Consider the following 15,818-nt stretch of genomic DNA (forward strand, 5'->3'; position numbering starts at 1 on the left):
GCGAAACGCTCCAATTACAATGAGATACTCTCATCAAGTGGATGTTCTGCAAGACCATTTAGCGTGTGCCCGCGCGTCGGGTGGGGTGTTCGCCCGCTCGGTCGCGCAGCCACCGTGGGGGCTGCGGCTGCCCGGCACCATCCAGCTGACCGCGCACACCGTCGTACAGGGCCGCGCATGGCTGTGGCACGACGATCACACGGGCGCGATCGAACTGACTCCCGGCGACCTGGCACTGGTCCGCGGCGGCCCCGACCACCACATCGCACACGACGCGCGAGCAACCTGTATCCCACCGGACCGCTTCCGCGAACTCCACACCGACGACCAGCACGCCGACCTCCGGAACGCGACGGTATTCCTGTGTGGCGCATATCGATTCGCCGGCGACGTCGGCCAAGGCCTGATCCGCACCCTGCCCCCGATCCTGCTCCTGCGCACCGCCGCCGGTGATCCCCTGCACGATGTCATCGCCATGCTGTCGCGCGAGCTGAGCGGACCGGCCCCCGGACAGCAAACCGTCCTCGACCGGCTTCTCGATGTGCTGCTGGTGCTGGCGATGCGTGCCTGTTTCGAACAGAACCCGACAGCGCCCGCGTGGTACCGGGCGGCCGGCGATTCCCGGCTGGGCCCAGCACTGCACGCCATCCACTCCGACCCCGGTCATCCATGGACGGTGCCCGAACTGGCAGCTCTGAGCCGACTTTCACGTCCTGCATTCGCTCGGCACTTCGAACGAGCCCTCGGCCAACCTCCCCTGCAGTACCTCACCGAATGGCGAATGACCCTCGCTCGTGACCATCTCCGTACCGGCGAGCTGACCCTCGCCCAGATCGCCGACCGTACCGGCTACACCTCACCCAACGCCTTCGCCGCCGCCTTCCGCCGCCACCATGGGCAACCGCCGGGCCAGTGGCGTCAGACCGAGCTTGCCGGACCCCCCGAGCCGATCCACGGAACATGAGCAGACGACGGCGATCCGGACCCGGTACCTCACATGTTCAATTCCGCTGCGCCCGTGCGAATCTCGATTGAAGGACCAGCAGTCAGGATGCCGTCTCGAGCCCGATCAGCAGGGCGGTGAGGATGCGGGTGAGTTTCGGTTCGACGTCGACCACGGCGTGGGCCAGTTCGGGGCGGGACTCGTAGAGTGCGCGCAGGCCGGTACCGGGCGCGGCCATCTGCCATAGCGCCCCGGCCATGCTGGTGGCCGTGGAGACGACATCGGTCGCCGCAATTTCGGTGATCGGCAGCAGTTGACGCAAAGTGGCTGTCAGAGTGGCGACTTCGGCGAGCACCTCGGTTTTGAACGCGTAGGCGGTCTCGAGGGAGACGTTGCGTTCCAGGTTCATCGGGGCCTGCGCGAGCAGGTCACAGAACAGTGGGCGCGCGACGAGCGAACTCGCCAGCGCGAACGCGATCGCCCCGGGATCGGGATCGGCCGATTCGCCCAGCCGGGTTCCCACCTCGGCCGACCAATCCCGCCAGCCCTCGGCGGTGAGCGCCAGGAAGATCTGCTCCCGCGTCTCGAAATAGCGCAGCATGGCGGACTTGTGCATGCCGACGGCAGCGGCGATATCGGTGAGCGTGACCTCACGCACGCTGCGTTCACCGGCGAGCGTCCGCGCGGCATCGAGAATCGCCTGCTCACGTTGCTGTTTGGCCTCGGCACTGCGGGCACGCAGGGGTGGGGTCGGACTCATGACAGCAGCATAGCGCAACACTGTTGCGCTATTAACGAAACAGTGTTGTACTAACTCCAGTGGGTTCGAAGGCCCCTTCGTCCCACCAGCACCCACCAGTGAGGAGTGGCAATGTCCCAGCCCACCATCGTGATCACCGGCACCTCGAGCGGCTTCGGACGTCTCAGCGTCGAGCGGTTCGCCGCGGCCGGATGGAATGTCGTGGCGACGGTCCGCAAGGAATCAGATCTGGACGTGCACAAGGGAATCGGCAATGTCGCGACCCTGCTGCTCGACGTGAACGACGAGGACGCCGATCTGGCCTTCGGCGAACTCGCGCTCGCGCAGTTCGGCCGCATCGACGCCCTGGTCAACAACGCCGGCTACTACCAGGCCGGTCCGTTGGAGGCCACGACCATGGACCAGGCGCGCCGGCAGTTCCAGACCAATGTGTTCGGGCTCATCGCGCTCAACAAGGCGTTCATCCCGATCCTGCGCAAGCAGGGTTCCGGCGTGATCGTCAATGTCGGCTCGATCAGCGCCGACCAGGGGTATCCGTACACCTCCGTGTACGAAGCGTCCAAGGCCGCGGTCGTCTCGCTCAGCGAGGGCCTGCACACCGAACTCGCCGAATTCGGGGTCGTCGTCAAAGCGCTGCTGCCCGGCAACATGGACACCCGCATCTTCGACAAGGTCGACCGCGCCGCCGACGTCCCGGCCGAATATCTGGACTCCATGACGCGTTTCGGGTCGCTGAACCTGGTCCGCTCCGACCCGGCCCTCACCGCCGACGTGATCTTCCGCATGGTCACCGACGGCAACACCCGCAAGGTCCGCTACTACAGTGGCCCTGACGGCGAAGCCATCCCCCGCCTCAAGCAACTGCTCGGCCAGGACTGGTACTGGGAGGAATTCCGCCGGGCCACCCACGGCGACCCGACCCCCCTGTGGCAGGCCATGATGCCGCAGCCGGTAGCGAGCTCACCGAACAACTGAAGCCCTGCGAATCTCGGCCGGGACGGCAAGGATGAGAACCGGCCGCAGCACCGTGAAAGGGGCGTTTGCATGCCGACCCGGACCGTCGCCGATGTCCCACCGGTGATCGACGCCCCGCCACCGGGCGACGTCCGCCGCGCGGCCGATGCCCTTCGACTGGCAGCAGCCGTCGCTGTGCTGACGGTAACGGTCGTATTGGCCACCGCGACACGCTATTTCGCGCGGACCTCGCAGCAGGGACTGCTACAGGCCGTGACCGCGCTGCCCCCGGGACTGCGCGATGCGCTCGTGGGAATCGTGCAGGTCGTCGCCATCGCCGCACCGCTGACCGCGCTGTGGGCGGTCCGCACCCGGCAGCGCAGGGACGCGCTGGCGCGGATACTCCCGCGGCCGGGCTCGGCGAGCGGCGCTCATCGATTGCGGTATACCTGTCACCTGCCTCACCGAACTCCCTGCCGCCGAACGCATCCCGGGTGAAGGGGTGCTGTATCTCGCCGAAACCTCCGGCCCGGCGTTCACCATCCGGGTACTCGCGGGTGACGACCAGCGTCGAGACCTGTTCCGGCGCTGGTCGCGGTGGTTCCTGCTGCGCGAACCCGGCGATGTCGCCCAAACAGCTCTGGCCGCAACCGAACACGAGCTGCTCATGCTGGTGCCTGCCGACCGCGCGGGCGCGCGGGTGGTCGAGCCCGCCATCGCCTACCCGGTCGCCGGAGGCGGTGCGCTGCTGGCCACCACTCCCGTCACCACGACCATCCTGCGGAACGGGCCGGCAGGAAGATGGTCGATTGTCCGGGATAACCCGAGTTCACCGAAGGTGTTCTGGTCCACCGATTTTCACCGTGCGGCGTGGCGGCCCGCGCGTCCGCCGCCACGCCGGCCGCGCCGCATGATCGTCAGGTGGTCCTGATCAGTCCCTGCGGCGACCGAACAAACCGCTTCAGGCTCTCATTTGTTCATGGATCCAGTGATGGGTCAGCGTGGTCCAGATCGCGGTGTCACCGGCACCGCGTGCCAGGCCGAGGCTATGGGGGCCATGCGGGAACACATGCACTGCATGGGGTACCTCGTTCGCAGCCAATGCAGAAGCCAGTCGGTAGGTGTGTTCGGGCGGTACGTAGGCGTCCTCTGCGGTGTGCCAGACGAAGAACGGGGGTGATTGCGGCGTAACGAGGGCGTCCAGCGAGGTCGACCGGCGTAGTTCCGGGCCGGCATCCGCACCGAGCAGGATCAGCCGGGAAGGACGGTAGGTCTCGGTCTCCATCGACGTGATCGGATAGCCGAGCACGGCGAACTGAACCGCTTCGTCGGTGTCCGCGCCGGGCGCCAACGCCGCCATTCCGGCCAGATGGCCGCCGGCGGAGAATCCGACGAGCCCGACTCGTTGTGCGCCCTCGGCCCGTCGGCGCCGGATGTCGGCGCGTAAGGCCCTCAATGGAACCGGGTGCCGGACATTGAGCGGATACCGGAAGACGCTTGCCTGGACGCCGATGGAGCGCAGCCAGTCGGCAATCGGTTCTCCTTCGTGTGGTGCGTGTTCGGCGTATCCACCGCCGGGCAGCACGATCATGTGCGTCCTGGTCATCGAACCTCCCTCGCGTCCATTCCCGGTCTGTAACCGCCTCGCTGGTCGCTGGGCGCTCCCGCATGTCCCCACTTTGCCGCAGTCGACGTAGCTGTCGCACTCACCCGAATGAGTGAGCGCGGCCGCGGCGTCCGGCGCGTCGCCGGCTGCCCGAGGCACCTCGAGACCGGTGACGGGACAATCACCGGCCGCCGAGGCGAGCGGGACAGGGCGTGCCGTGACGAGCAGGTCGAAGAGTCGCTTGTCGCCTGCCGCGGAACTGACGTCCGGGTCGGGGACGCTGCGTCCCAGCATTGGGTGGTCGCCGGGCATCGGATACCGGAGGTCGAGCCGGGACAGCTCGGCGCTGAGGCAGGTGTTGACCTCGCCGAAGCCGACGAGGTCGGTCAAGACGTCCACGAGGTCGCTCAGCATAGGGTCGAACCGGACCGAAGTCGATTGCGCCGAATCAGTTTCAGCCATGTCGACGAGAGATGCGGAAGAGGTACTCGGCGTTGGTTTCCAGGATCGCCTTCGCATCGGCGGCGGCGATGCCGGGGCTGTTGATGTAGTCGACGGCGCGGACGAAGATGTCGTCGGCCTCGTAGGGAAAGTCGGTGCCCAGGATCAGCCGGTCGGCACCGAAGGAGTCGATGGCGGCACGCAAGGCCGGCAGATGGCCGTGCCCGACGGTGTCGTACCACATCCGGCGGGCCAGAGTGCTCGGCAGGTCCGGGGTTTGCGGTGCCTCCCAACGGTATTGGTTGTCGGCACGTTGCACCAGCATCGGCAGGGCTCCGCCCAGATGCGAGTTGATCACCTTGATGTTCGGGTAGCGCACCGGAAATCCGTGGGTGATCAACTGCATGACGCTGATCGTGTCCTCGATCGGCGCGCCGACCATCCAGGTCAGGTGATAGTCGGCGATCAGCGGACTGCACGCGCTGTTGCCCGCGGGGTGCAGGTACAGCACCGCGCCGCGACGATCGAGTTCGGCGAACACCGGAGCGAATTCCGGGTCCACCAGGGCCCGTCCGAGCACCGTGGTATTCATGACGGCGCCGGCCATGCCCAATTCGTCGATCGCGCGGCCGAGTTCGGCGATCGACTCGTCGATGTGCGGCATGGGCATCGTCGCGAAGGCCAGGAAGCGATCCGGGTGGCGCGCCACCACGTCCGCGTACTGGTCGTTCACGAAGCGTGCTGCGGCAACAGCCTTTTCGCGGTTTCGACCATTGGGCAGCCGGGGCGCCGCGGACAAGATCTGCATATCCACTCCGGCGCGGTCCATCAGCCGCAGCCGCGCCTCGAGTTCGGTGCCCCCGCCGGCACCCATGCCACGCTGAGTATCGGTGTCGGTCTTGCCCAGTTCGACCAGCAGGTCAAGATAGTCGTCGGTCCAATAGTGGGCATGCACATCTACTCGCACTCGGATACCTCCTGCTCTCGGGACCCGATCGGCACCCCGGAAGGGACGAAGTTATGGCCACACCGCCCCGTCCCGAATCCGTTAAATGACGTAGACCTGTCGGGAAACATCGCGCGCGGTCATCACCGCGGAGTCAGCCCCGGTGCATCGGCGAGCTCGGTGCGTCCGGCCCTGAAGATCAATATCGGCGACGATCTCGGCCGCCGTGGTCGCGGCGCCGTAAACAGTAGTGGGCATCGTGAGCTCCTTCCGTGTGAACCGAATCCACGTCGTCCGCACACGCGAAAACGTCTGTCTCCACCGCCCGCAATACCGATCGGCGCCGTATGTGCCGGACTCTCCCAACCCGCCGCCGGGCCACACAACCGACCGAACGACAATCCCACCGGCTCGCGAGCCGCAAACCGTCTCCGCCCGCACCGACTCCCGACCCGAACGCTCAGCAATCCAATTGTCACGCCCAACAGAGTCGAAGTCGATGTACACATGAACATCCCATCTACTCGCCGGTGTCGCCACAGACTCCGCATCCCGATTTCTTCCGGCCTGGCATCGTCGTATCTCCGACGCCCAGCATTGGTCACCGAAACGTGTAATTACCAGGACGGTTTTCATGTCCGATCTGGGATTGAATGCTTTTCACCGTCGGCAAATCTCCCCTCCTTGTGAGTGGCGGACCGGGAAAGCGGTGCCGGGAAGCCCGAACACCAAGCGGAGCAAGAGTTTTTCGCGAGACCGAACGCCCGCTGTCATCGAGCTCGCCGATACGACCGTAGGCGCGGGCACGCCGGTCTCAGGCGGACAGCGTATGCAGCTCGCCGGTGATCGCCTGCCGGATCTGGTCATGGCGTGTGCCGAGTGCGTAGCGCTCATCGGTCCACCGATCGGGCGGATAGAGCCACACCGGGCCGCCCACCAGATCGTCTGGCTCCCAATCGAATCGCGGCCACACATGAACGTGCAGGAAGGCATCGGTGTTGCCGAGGATCTCCAGATTCACCCGCCGGAAGGCCGGATCCAGTCGGGTGCACGCCCGCTCGACCGCCTCCCCCAACCGATCCATATCGGCGAGAAACGCAGCACGCCGCGGGCGCGACAACTCGGAAAGGCGTTGCACCGCAGGATCATCGGTCAGTAGCAGTGAATAGCCGGGCAGGAACTGAGTATCACCGATGACGGCGAACCCGGCCGTCAGCCGACACATCACTGTCGGATTCGCCCCACGCAAGGCGCTGCCGATCCGGTCACTGCGCCAATCGCTCACCTCCACACATTAGCGAGCCCGCATCAGCTGTACCGACGGGTGCCGAGCGGGTCGACCCACTCGAGGTGCGCTGAAGTGTGCCCCCGGCGTGGAGTGGTTTCCGTCCGGCGCAGTCGGGTCGCCGCCGAGTCATGGCCGGCTCGGCGATCGGGAGACTGTTATCGGGCTGCTCGCGCGACGTCGAGGATCCAGGTGATACCGAAGCGATCGCGAAGCATCCCGAAGGCGGGCGCCCACTGGGCCGGACCGAATTCCTCGATGACGGCTCCACCGGCCGCGAGGCGTCCCCACAACACACCGACCTCCTCGACGGTGTCACCGCGCACGGAGAGGAAGAACGGCTCCGCGGTGATGGTGGTGCCGTTCTCGCGGCGGGTGGTGGGCGCGCTCTGGGCGACCGGTGCGTTCTCACCGGGTACGTCGTAGGCCATTACTCGGAATCCGTTGTCGGCGATGACCTGGCCGAACACGACCCTGGTGGCGTCCGGCAACTCGGCGGGCATCCCGAAGTCACCGTAGGTGGCCACAGAGAGTTGCCCGCCGAACACCGACTGGTAGAACTCCAGGGCCGCACGAGCCTGTCCGTGGAAGTTGAGGTGGGCAACAGCGTTTACCGACATGGTGATTCGATCCCTTCACAAGCGGTTTCGACGCGGGGTGTTTCCCGCGACGAGAGCCACCCTGTCAGCAATACCGGACAGAGAATGTCCGCTACCTGTGGCAGTCTGACCACCATGCCGACCGCCTCCTCGACGGTGACCTCCCGCCGCCTGCTCTCACTGCTGTCGCTGCTGCAGGTCCGCCGTGACTGGCCGGGAGGCCTGCTCGCCCAGCGGCTCGGTGTCAGCGAACGCACGGTGCGCCGCGACGTCGATCGCCTGCGCGAGCTCGGTTACCTCGTCCGAGCGGTCAAGGGACCCGAGGGCGGCTACCGGCTCGAAGCGGGCATCGAACTGCCGCCGCTGCTGTTCGATGACGAGCAGGCCATCGCGCTGGCCGTGGGATTGCGGATCGCGGCCGGGACAGGGGCGGGTATAGAAGAGGCTGCGGCACGAGCGCTGACGACCGTCCGCCAGGTCCTGCCATCCCGCCTGCGCCAACGCATCGACATGCTCGAAATCACGGCCGTCGAACCAGCCGCGCGCGGGGCCGACCCCCAAATCGACGCCCACGTTCTGCTCACGCTGAGCGCGGCCATCCGATCCAGAGAGGAGCTGCGGTTCGACTACCAGTCGCCGATCCCGCCGCACGACACCGATCCGCAGCCGCCGCGGCGAGTGCAGCCCCACCACCTGGTGGTCCACAGTGGACGCTGGTACCTCATCGGATGGAACCCGCAGCGTTCGGACTGGCGTATCTACCGCGCCGACCGGATGACGCTTCGTGTCCCCAACGGGCCGCGCTTCACCCCAAGGCCACTGCCAGGTGGCGACATCGCCACCTTTCTCTCCGCCCGATTCAAAGGCTCCGAGAGCGCGAACACCTGGCCATGCCACGGCGAGGTGATCCTCGACCTCCCCGCCACCCAGGTGGCCCCGTTCGCTGCCGACGGCATCGTCGAGGAACTCGGCCCCACCCGAACCAGACTGCTGACCGGCTCCTGGTCCTGGGCCGCACTCGCAGCGACGCTGGCGCGCTTCGACACCGAAATCGAAGTCATACGCCCGGATCCGCTACGCGACGCCTTCGCTGAACTGTCGCGCCGCGCAGCCCGCGCCGCAAGCGCGAAGGCATAGGTTCGACGGCACGGTCGCAGCCTGGCACCCCCTCCCTTTCCTACGAGGCCTCGACGCTGCCGATCCCCAGGCGCGGCCCCGATAGGCTGGCAAGTCGTCATACCGTCGACCACCAATGCCCCTGAGCAAGTGGCCATTTCGACGGTTGCCCATTCACTCCACCGACCGAGTTCTGTGCGAAATCTGTTGTGCAACAAGGTTTCCGTCGCGTGTCCGGCGGCAGAATTCTCCACTTCAAGGGATTCCGGCCAGGCTGCTCCTGTGTAGCTTCGAGCGGGGATTCCACGGCGGGATCCGGTATGGGAGAAGAAAAATGAGCCACAAGCTTCTCGGCCGCGCGGTGATGATCACAGCGGCGACAGCCTTTACCACCGTCCTCTTCACCGGCGTGGCCAACGCGACGGCGCCCATGACCACGATCAACAGCGCCACCGCCAGCGGCGGCAACGTGACCGTGTCGGTTACCTATACCTGCGACCCCTCGAGTGGTGCCGTACAGCTGACGGTGGTGGTCAGCGACAAAACCTCGGGTGCGTACGGCGCCGGCTCCGCCACGCCGACGTGCAACTCACAGAATCACACGGTCAACGTGCTGGTAAAGCCGTCCGGTTTCGGCGGCCTCACCTTCCACAGCGGCGACTCCGCCGGTATCTCCACGGACCTGCTCGACACGGACGGCAACAGCATCGGTGGCAGCAGCATCGGGAACTTCACGTTGGGCTAGGCCCCTTTCCCCGACGAAGAATCATGTCAACTCGCAACAGGTTTGGTCCCGACATCAGCCAAATCACTGCAGCGCCAGAACCGCCCGCGCTACAGCCAGTACTTGTTCGCCAGGGCTGCGAGCACAAACCCGGTGAACATGCAGACGATGGACGTCCAGATCGCCACTTTGCCGAGCGGATGTCCCTTTCTGGCGGCCGTGAGCCCCGAGAAAGATCCCGGCCCAACCGAATAGGCACGGCACTCCGAGTGACAGCACAGCGAAGATCAGGGCCGTGATCGCCAGCCCCTTGCCCTCCGGTGGCGAGCTCACTGGAATGTGGGCATAGGGCTGGTAGCGCGGCACCGGTGGCGTGGGCCGCACCGCCTGCTCGGGACAGTCGAATTGCGGGATGTATTCGCCACTGCCCTGAAGGTATTCCGGTGGCGGCGGGGGAATCGCGCCGGGCGCCTGCGGCTTCCAGTAGTCGTCGTCGGTAGGTGGCTGCGGTGGTGTGCCCATGACGTGATCCGTTCCGCTGTAGGTGGTTTCGAACATTACGTCGGGGGCAGCTGTGGCGTCGGCGGGCCGGAGCCCTTACTTTCCGGGGCCACGCTGAGCGGCCAACCAGTCGATGAGGGGGGCACCTCGTTGCCCATCCACGCGATGGCGTCGTGCATCTCGCGAACGCGGGCGGCGTCGGGCCGGATCGAGGACAGGTCGCGGCGCCCGGTTTGCCGGCCTATCGACCCATCGCACGGTGATGAGGGGGATCCGACGAAAGCGACGATCACCGAAACGGTGGGGTGAAGCCCCCGGCCTTTCGGTCCTCGTGGCCGAGCCGGGTGGACGATCTTGCCGTGGCGTGCAGCGCTGGGCATGAGGACAAGGACAGGATGGTGAGAAGAATGCGGGACAGAAGCGTGAGACTGGCTGCTGAATCTGCAGGAAATGAAAGTCCCGAGGGACATGTTTGGCGAGAACCTACATTCAACAACGGGGTCAGGTGACGATGCGGACTGCGTAGGGCATGATGCCGTCTTCGCGGACGGCGGCTACGCGGACGACCTCGCCGCTTTGGGGGGCCTCGATCATTTTGTTGTTGCCGAGGTAGAGGGCGACGTGTTCGCTGCCGCCGGGGCCCCAGAAGAGCATGTCGCCGCGGGCGCGTTCGGCGACGGGAACCCTTGTGCCCATGGTGTATTGGTAGCCGGAGTAGTGGGGTAGGGAGACGCCGATACCGGCGAAGGCGTAGATCATCAGGCCGGAGCAGTCGAAGCCGGTCTTGTTGTAGTCGCCGTAGCTGTCGGCGGTGCCGCCGTCACGGATGCCGAGGGTCGGGCCGTTCTCGTCGCCGCCGCCCCAGGCGTAGACGACGCCCAGCTGGGACATGGCACGGTCGACCACGGTCTCGATGAGCTGAGAGTTGGAGCCTTGGGGCCGGTTGGGCTGGATGGAGCGCTTCGGCGGGGGTGAGGTGTCCTGTACGACGTGCGGGCGGTGGCCCTGGCCGACCTGGCCGGCGCGATCGGCGGCGGCGCGATCGGCGGCCACGCGGGCGGCGGCGGCCACCGCGGCGGCACGGGCCGCGGCCTCCTCGGCCTTGCGCTGCTGGTCCCAGGCGACGAAGGTGTCGCGCTGGCTCTGCAGGCCCGCCACGTTGGCGCGGGCCGCGTCCAGCCGCTGCTGGGCCGAATCACGCTGCCCGACAAGGTCGTTGCGGCGGAGGTTCTGCTGGTCGAGTTCGGCCTGGGCGGCCGTGACCGCGTTCTGGGCCTCGGTCTTCTTGGCGTCGGCGGCGGCCGCGGCCGCGTCGGCGGCCTGCTGTGCCTGTTTGGCGGCGGAGGTCTTGTTGGCCTGATCGATCTGGGCGTGGCGCAGGCCGTCGACCACCTGCTGCTGGTTCTTGGAGGCGATGGTCAGCACCTGCGCGCGGTTGAGCGCGATTTCGGGGCTGGGCGCGGCCAGATAGCTGACCAGTGAGGTGGAGCCGGGGCGCATGTAGACCTGGGCGACGTACTTGTCGAAATTCCCGTGCGCGGTATCGACTTTCGCGCCGGCGTCGGTCAGATCCTGCTGGCACTGGGTGACGGCGCGGGTGGCGGCGTCCGCGGCGTCGCGGGCAAACTGCAGATCCACCAGAGCCTTGTTGACGGCCTCGCGGCGACCGGCGACCGCGTCGTCGAGTTGCTGCAGCTGCTGTTCGGCGGCGGCCACCTGGTTGATGAGAGCGCCGACCGCGCCGACACCGGCGTCGACCTGGGCGCCCGCGGCATTGAGGTCGCTGTCGCTGGGGTTGGGGGGCGGCGGCGGTACCGCGTGCCCGCCGGCCATGGGCAGTGCCAGCACGATGAGCGCTACGAGCAACTCCGTAGCGACTCGCGCCGGGCGACGTAGTCGCTTCGCCGGTCGTCGCATCGCACCTCCCTGGAGTCCCATCCGGCACAAAATCCCCAACCGTGCCATCGCGAAACCGTACGGCACGTTCAGGATCCCGCCGTTCAGGCACGCCATAATCACATGCATGTAATTCGCTGGTAGCCAAGAAGTTGCAGGTAAATCCCACAATCACCACGCGTCACAACACGCGACACTCGGTACATTTTCGGCGTGTCGCGGACAAACCGGACCCGGCACACCCCGATCCGGGCATGAAAAAAGGGGCCCGGGACGAACCCGAACCCCGAACGGAGACACCGCCTCCCAGCGCGAACGCGCTACCCGACCGGCGTCGGCGCACCCGCCGGCCGCTGCCCGCGCCGCACCTTCACCGCATACAACCCGCCGATCGTCGCGATCAGCACACCCAGGATGACCAGCGTGATCACCGTCCACGACACGGTCTCCGGCTGCTCGAGCCGATCCACGAAGACCCGCGCGGCGTCGGTGGTGTGCTCGGGGCCGCGGTACTTGGCCTTGTCCTCGGCCCACTCCAGGTGCCCACGGGTGAACTGGTCGCTGTAGGTGCCCACCCAGTCGTCGCTGAAGACCACCACGGTGCCGTGCTCGATCTTGCCGACCTCGTTGGCCAGATCGCGCAGGTTCGCCTCGATGCCCGGATTGCCCTGCACCACAATGATGTCGAGCTCAACGCCGTGCTCACGCGCGTCGGCGGCGATGGCGGCGAGGGCCTCCTGGTCGCGTCCGGTGGGGGCGGCGACATGATCATCGGCGAGATCGGCGATGATGGCATTCAGGTCGGTGTTCGGCGGTAGTTCCGCCTTCGAGGGCGTGAAAACCGAGGAGTGCGGAGCGGTCACGAAACGCAGGGTACGGGACGGCGTGTCATATCACCTCACCGCGCCATGCGAATCACCTCACCGATCGCGCGAAATCGCATCTCGCGCTGGGCGGAATCCCGGGCCCGACGGCCCGATAACCCGCCCCCCGATGTGCTCACAGGACAAGCGTACTGTTAATGTCGGAAAACGGACGAGGCCCGCGCCTCGACGAGCCATCGGCACAGCCCCGCCGGTGGCCCTCCCATTCACAGACGAGTGGAGCTGAACGTGACGAGTATCGATACCTTCGGCGCCAAGGGCACCCTCGAGGTCGGAAGCAACTCTTACGAGATCTTCCGCCTCTCGGCCGTGCCCGGCACCGAGAAGCTGCCCTACGCCCTGAAGGTCCTCGCGGAGAACCTGCTTCGCACCGAGGACGGCGCGAACATCACCGCCGACCAGATCCGCGCCCTCGCGAACTGGGACCCGAACGCCGAGCCGGACACCGAGATCCAGTTCACGCCCGCCCGCGTGATCATGCAGGACTTCACCGGCGTGCCCTGCATCGTCGACCTCGCCACCATGCGTGAGGCCGTCACCACCCTCGGCGGCGACCCCAACAAGGTCAACCCGCTGTCTCCCGCCGACATGGTCATCGACCACTCGGTCATCCTCGACGTGTTCGGCACTGCCGACGCCCTCGAGCGCAACGTCGACCTGGAGTACGAGCGCAACGGCGAGCGTTACCAGTTCCTGCGCTGGGGCCAGGGCGCGTTCGACGACTTCAAGGTCGTCCCGCCGGGCGTCGGCATCGTGCACCAGGTCAACATCGAGTACCTGGCCCCCACCGTCATGGTCCGCAACGGCCAGGCCTACCCCGACACCTGCGTCGGCACCGACTCGCACACCACCATGGTCAACGGCCTGGGCGTGCTGGGCTGGGGCGTCGGCGGCATCGAGGCCGAGGCCGCCATGCTGGGCCAGCCGGTCTCCATGCTGATCCCGCGGGTCGTCGGCTTCAAGCTGACCGGTGAGATCAAGCCGGGCGTGACCGCCACCGACGTCGTGCTCACCGTCACCGACATGCTGCGCAAGCACGGTGTGGTCGGCAAGTTCGTCGAGTTCTACGGCAAGGGCGTCGCCGAGGTGCCGCTGGCCAACCGCGCCACCCTGGGCAACATGTCCCCCGAATTCGGCTCCACCGCCGCGATCTTCCCGATCGACGAGGAGACCATCAACTACCTGCGCCTGACCGGCCGCAGCGACGAGCAGCTCGCGCTCGTCGAGGCGTACGCCAAGGAGCAGGGCCTGTGGCATGACGCCGACAACGAGCCGGCCTACTCGGAGTACCTGGAGCTGGACCTGAGCACCGTGGTGCCGTCCATCGCCGGCCCGAAGCGCCCGCAGGACCGGATCCTGCTGTCGGACAGCAAGACCCAGTTCCGTCAGGACATCCGCACCTACACCAACGACCCCGTCCCGCACACCGCCCTGGACGAGGCGCTGGAAGAGTCCTTCCCGGCCAGCGACCCGGTCGCCTCCGGCACCGCCTCCGACGGTTCGGCCGTGCCGACCGCCGCCAACGGCAACGCCGGTCGCCCGTCGAAGCCGATCAAGGTCTCCGACCCGGAGCGCGGTGAATTCGTCCTGGATCACGGCGCCGTCGTGGTCGCGGGCATCACCTCCTGCACCAACACCTCCAACCCGTCGGTCATGATCGGCGCGGCCCTGCTCGCCCGCAACGCCGTCGAGAAGGGCCTCGCGTCCAAGCCGTGGGTCAAGACCAACATGGCTCCGGGCTCGCAGGTCGTCGCCGACTACTACGAGAAGGCCGGCCTGTGGCCGTACCTGGAGAAGCTGGGCTTCTACGTGGGTGGCTTCGGCTGCACCACCTGCATCGGTAACACCGGCCCGCTGCCGGAGCAGATCTCGGCCGCGATCAACGACAACGACCTGTCGGTCACCGCGGTGCTCTCGGGCAACCGCAACTTCGAAGGCCGTATCTCCCCCGACGTCAAGATGAACTACCTGGCCTCGCCGCCGCTGGTCATCGCGTACGCGCTCGCGGGCACCATGGACTTCGACTTCGAGACCGACGCCCTGGGCCAGGACCAGAACGGCAACGACGTCTTCCTGAAGGACATCTGGCCGTCCGCGCAGGAGATCGACGACACCATCAAGTCGGCGATCAGCCGGGACATGTTCACCAAGTCCTACGCCACCGTGTTCGACGGTGACCAGCGCTGGCAGGGTCTCAACACCCCCGAGGGCGACACCTTCGCGTGGGACGAGAAGTCCACCTACGTCCGTAAGGCCCCCTACTTCGACGGCATGTCGATGGAGCCGGCCCCGGTCGAGGACATCAAGGGCGCGCGCGTGCTGGCGCTGCTGGGCGACTCGGTCACCACCGACCACATCTCCCCCGCCGGTCCGATCAAGCCGGGCACCCCGGCCGCGCAGTACCTGGACGCCAATGGCGTTGCGCGCAAGGACTACAACTCGCTGGGCTCGCGTCGTGGTAACCACGAGGTGATGATCCGCGGCACCTTCGCCAACATCCGGCTGCGCAACCAGCTGCTGGACGACGTCTCGGGTGGCTACACCCGCGACTTCACCCAGGACGGCGGCCCGCAGGCCTTCATCTACGACGCCTCGCAGAACTACCAGGCCGCGGGCATCCCGCTGGTCGTGCTGGGCGGCAAGGAGTACGGCTCGGGTTCCTCGCGTGACTGGGCCGCCAAGGGCACCCGTCTGCTGGGCGTCAAGGCCGTCATCACCGAGTCGTTCGAGCGCATCCACCGCTCGAACCTGATCGGCATGGGTGTTGTGCCGCTGCAGTTCCCGGCCGGCGAGTCCGCCGCGTCGCTGGGCCTGGACGGCACCGAGGTCTTCGACATCGAGGGCATCACCAAGCTGAACGAGGGTGTGACTCCGAAGACCATGAAGGTGACCGCCACCAAGGAGAACGGCGAGAAGGTCGTCTTCGACGCGGTCGTCCGCATCGACACCCCCGGTGAGGCGGACTACTACCGCAACGGCGGCATCCTGCAGTACGTGCTGCGCAACATGATTCGCGGCTAGTCACCGCGATACCGCCTCGGTTTCGAAGGGCTGTTTCGAAGCCGGGACGTGGTGGCAGGCGGCGGATCTCGCGATTGTCGCAGGTCCGCCGCCCGCCACGCGGCCCGCTCCCGGGCCGCTTCGCTCGTCGCTCGTGCGGGTT

16 protein-coding genes are annotated in these 15,818 nt (G+C 66.8%); 7 read left to right on the forward strand and 9 right to left on the reverse strand.

Annotated features, from left to right (window positions below):
* Positions 1-37 precede the first annotated feature (37 nt).
* Positions 38-964 carry an AraC family transcriptional regulator gene (locus tag ABZV44_RS33525; RefSeq protein WP_354845314.1) on the forward strand — a complete coding sequence of 309 codons (927 nt, stop codon included), beginning with the start codon at positions 38-40 and terminating at the stop codon, positions 962-964.
* A gap of 82 nt (positions 965-1,046) precedes the next feature.
* Here the strand turns inward: ABZV44_RS33525 and ABZV44_RS33530 are convergent, their stop codons facing one another.
* Positions 1,047-1,703 carry a TetR family transcriptional regulator gene (locus ABZV44_RS33530; RefSeq protein ID WP_354845317.1) on the reverse strand — a complete coding sequence of 219 codons (657 nt, stop codon included), beginning with the start codon at positions 1,701-1,703 and terminating at the stop codon, positions 1,047-1,049.
* A 111-nt stretch (positions 1,704-1,814) separates the two neighbouring features.
* Between ABZV44_RS33530 and ABZV44_RS33535 the strand changes: the two genes are divergently transcribed.
* The 3 genes from ABZV44_RS33535 (at position 1,815) to ABZV44_RS33545 (ending at position 3,588) form a co-directional block, all read left to right on the forward strand.
* Positions 1,815-2,678, forward strand: coding sequence for an SDR family oxidoreductase (locus tag ABZV44_RS33535; RefSeq protein WP_354845320.1), 864 nt, complete (start codon positions 1,815-1,817; stop codon positions 2,676-2,678).
* Between the two features lie 69 nt (positions 2,679-2,747).
* The gene (locus tag ABZV44_RS33540) at positions 2,748-3,155 is read left to right on the forward strand and encodes a hypothetical protein (protein ID WP_354845323.1); all 408 of its coding nucleotides are present in this window, start codon (positions 2,748-2,750) and stop codon (positions 3,153-3,155) included.
* A 4-nt stretch (positions 3,156-3,159) separates the two neighbouring features.
* Positions 3,160-3,588: a hypothetical protein gene (locus tag ABZV44_RS33545; protein WP_354845326.1), complete on the forward strand. Its 429-nt coding sequence runs from the start codon at positions 3,160-3,162 to the stop codon at positions 3,586-3,588.
* A gap of 30 nt (positions 3,589-3,618) precedes the next feature.
* Here ABZV44_RS33545 and ABZV44_RS33550 read toward each other — a convergent pair whose 3' ends face one another.
* From ABZV44_RS33550 to ABZV44_RS33570, 5 genes are all read right to left on the reverse strand, one after another.
* The gene (locus tag ABZV44_RS33550; protein ID WP_354845329.1) at positions 3,619-4,653 is read right to left on the reverse strand and encodes a prolyl oligopeptidase family serine peptidase; all 1,035 of its coding nucleotides are present in this window, start codon (positions 4,651-4,653) and stop codon (positions 3,619-3,621) included.
* Between the two features lie 64 nt (positions 4,654-4,717).
* Complete coding sequence (locus ABZV44_RS33555) at positions 4,718-5,671, reverse strand: amidohydrolase family protein (RefSeq protein WP_354845331.1); 954 nt, start codon at positions 5,669-5,671, stop codon at positions 4,718-4,720.
* Positions 5,672-5,752: 81 nt separating this feature from the next.
* Positions 5,753-5,908: a hypothetical protein gene (locus tag ABZV44_RS33560; protein WP_354845334.1), complete on the reverse strand. Its 156-nt coding sequence runs from the start codon at positions 5,906-5,908 to the stop codon at positions 5,753-5,755.
* Positions 5,909-6,464: 556 nt separating this feature from the next.
* Positions 6,465-6,935: a diadenosine tetraphosphate hydrolase gene (locus ABZV44_RS33565; protein WP_354845337.1), complete on the reverse strand. Its 471-nt coding sequence runs from the start codon at positions 6,933-6,935 to the stop codon at positions 6,465-6,467.
* Positions 6,936-7,093: 158 nt separating this feature from the next.
* Positions 7,094-7,555 (reverse strand): VOC family protein, encoded by a 462-nt coding sequence (locus ABZV44_RS33570; protein WP_354845340.1) that lies wholly within the window; start codon positions 7,553-7,555, stop codon positions 7,094-7,096.
* A gap of 114 nt (positions 7,556-7,669) precedes the next feature.
* Here ABZV44_RS33570 and ABZV44_RS33575 point away from each other — a divergent pair, with 114 nt between their 5' ends.
* Together ABZV44_RS33575 and ABZV44_RS33580 are read left to right on the forward strand one after the other, a co-directional pair.
* A complete protein-coding gene (locus ABZV44_RS33575) occupies positions 7,670-8,671 on the forward strand; it encodes a WYL domain-containing protein (protein ID WP_354845343.1) in 1,002 nt (333 codons plus the stop codon).
* A gap of 313 nt (positions 8,672-8,984) precedes the next feature.
* Positions 8,985-9,395 (forward strand): hypothetical protein, encoded by a 411-nt coding sequence (locus ABZV44_RS33580; protein ID WP_354845346.1) that lies wholly within the window; start codon positions 8,985-8,987, stop codon positions 9,393-9,395.
* Positions 9,396-9,458: 63 nt separating this feature from the next.
* Here ABZV44_RS33580 and ABZV44_RS33585 read toward each other — a convergent pair whose 3' ends face one another.
* The 3 genes from ABZV44_RS33585 to ABZV44_RS33595 all read right to left on the reverse strand — a co-directional run bounded on the left by ABZV44_RS33585 (position 9,459) and on the right by ABZV44_RS33595 (position 12,634).
* Positions 9,459-9,932 (reverse strand): hypothetical protein, encoded by a 474-nt coding sequence (locus ABZV44_RS33585; protein WP_354845349.1) that lies wholly within the window; start codon positions 9,930-9,932, stop codon positions 9,459-9,461.
* 444 nt (positions 9,933-10,376) lie between these two features.
* Positions 10,377-11,792 carry an NlpC/P60 family protein gene (locus tag ABZV44_RS33590; protein ID WP_354845352.1) on the reverse strand — a complete coding sequence of 472 codons (1,416 nt, stop codon included), beginning with the start codon at positions 11,790-11,792 and terminating at the stop codon, positions 10,377-10,379.
* A gap of 299 nt (positions 11,793-12,091) precedes the next feature.
* Positions 12,092-12,634 (reverse strand): DUF6676 family protein, encoded by a 543-nt coding sequence (locus ABZV44_RS33595; protein ID WP_354845355.1) that lies wholly within the window; start codon positions 12,632-12,634, stop codon positions 12,092-12,094.
* Positions 12,635-12,883: 249 nt separating this feature from the next.
* Between ABZV44_RS33595 and ABZV44_RS33600 the strand changes: the two genes are divergently transcribed.
* Positions 12,884-15,676: an aconitate hydratase gene (locus tag ABZV44_RS33600; protein WP_354845358.1), complete on the forward strand. Its 2,793-nt coding sequence runs from the start codon at positions 12,884-12,886 to the stop codon at positions 15,674-15,676.
* Positions 15,677-15,818 lie beyond the last annotated feature (142 nt).

Origin of the sequence: Nocardia sp. NPDC004860 (genome assembly GCF_040609015.1) — a bacterium.
Taxonomy (GTDB): domain Bacteria; phylum Actinomycetota; class Actinomycetes; order Mycobacteriales; family Mycobacteriaceae; genus Nocardia.

What these genes read in the sequence shown, in the direction of transcription:
- ABZV44_RS33530 (WP_354845317.1), bottom strand. Translation starts at nt 1,703, where the DNA reads ATGAGTCCGACCCCACCCCTGCGTGCCCGCAGTGCCGAGGCCAAACAG.
- ABZV44_RS33535 (WP_354845320.1), top strand. Translation starts at nt 1,815, where the DNA reads ATGTCCCAGCCCACCATCGTGATCACCGGCACCTCGAGCGGCTTCGGA.
- ABZV44_RS33540 (WP_354845323.1), top strand. Translation starts at nt 2,748, where the DNA reads ATGCCGACCCGGACCGTCGCCGATGTCCCACCGGTGATCGACGCCCCG.
- ABZV44_RS33560 (WP_354845334.1), bottom strand. Translation starts at nt 5,908, where the DNA reads ATGCCCACTACTGTTTACGGCGCCGCGACCACGGCGGCCGAGATCGTC.
- ABZV44_RS33570 (WP_354845340.1), bottom strand. Translation starts at nt 7,555, where the DNA reads ATGTCGGTAAACGCTGTTGCCCACCTCAACTTCCACGGACAGGCTCGT.
- ABZV44_RS33575 (WP_354845343.1), top strand. Translation starts at nt 7,670, where the DNA reads ATGCCGACCGCCTCCTCGACGGTGACCTCCCGCCGCCTGCTCTCACTG.
- ABZV44_RS33580 (WP_354845346.1), top strand. Translation starts at nt 8,985, where the DNA reads ATGAGCCACAAGCTTCTCGGCCGCGCGGTGATGATCACAGCGGCGACA.
- ABZV44_RS33585 (WP_354845349.1), bottom strand. Translation starts at nt 9,932, where the DNA reads ATGTTCGAAACCACCTACAGCGGAACGGATCACGTCATGGGCACACCA.
- ABZV44_RS33590 (WP_354845352.1), bottom strand. Translation starts at nt 11,792, where the DNA reads ATGCGACGACCGGCGAAGCGACTACGTCGCCCGGCGCGAGTCGCTACG.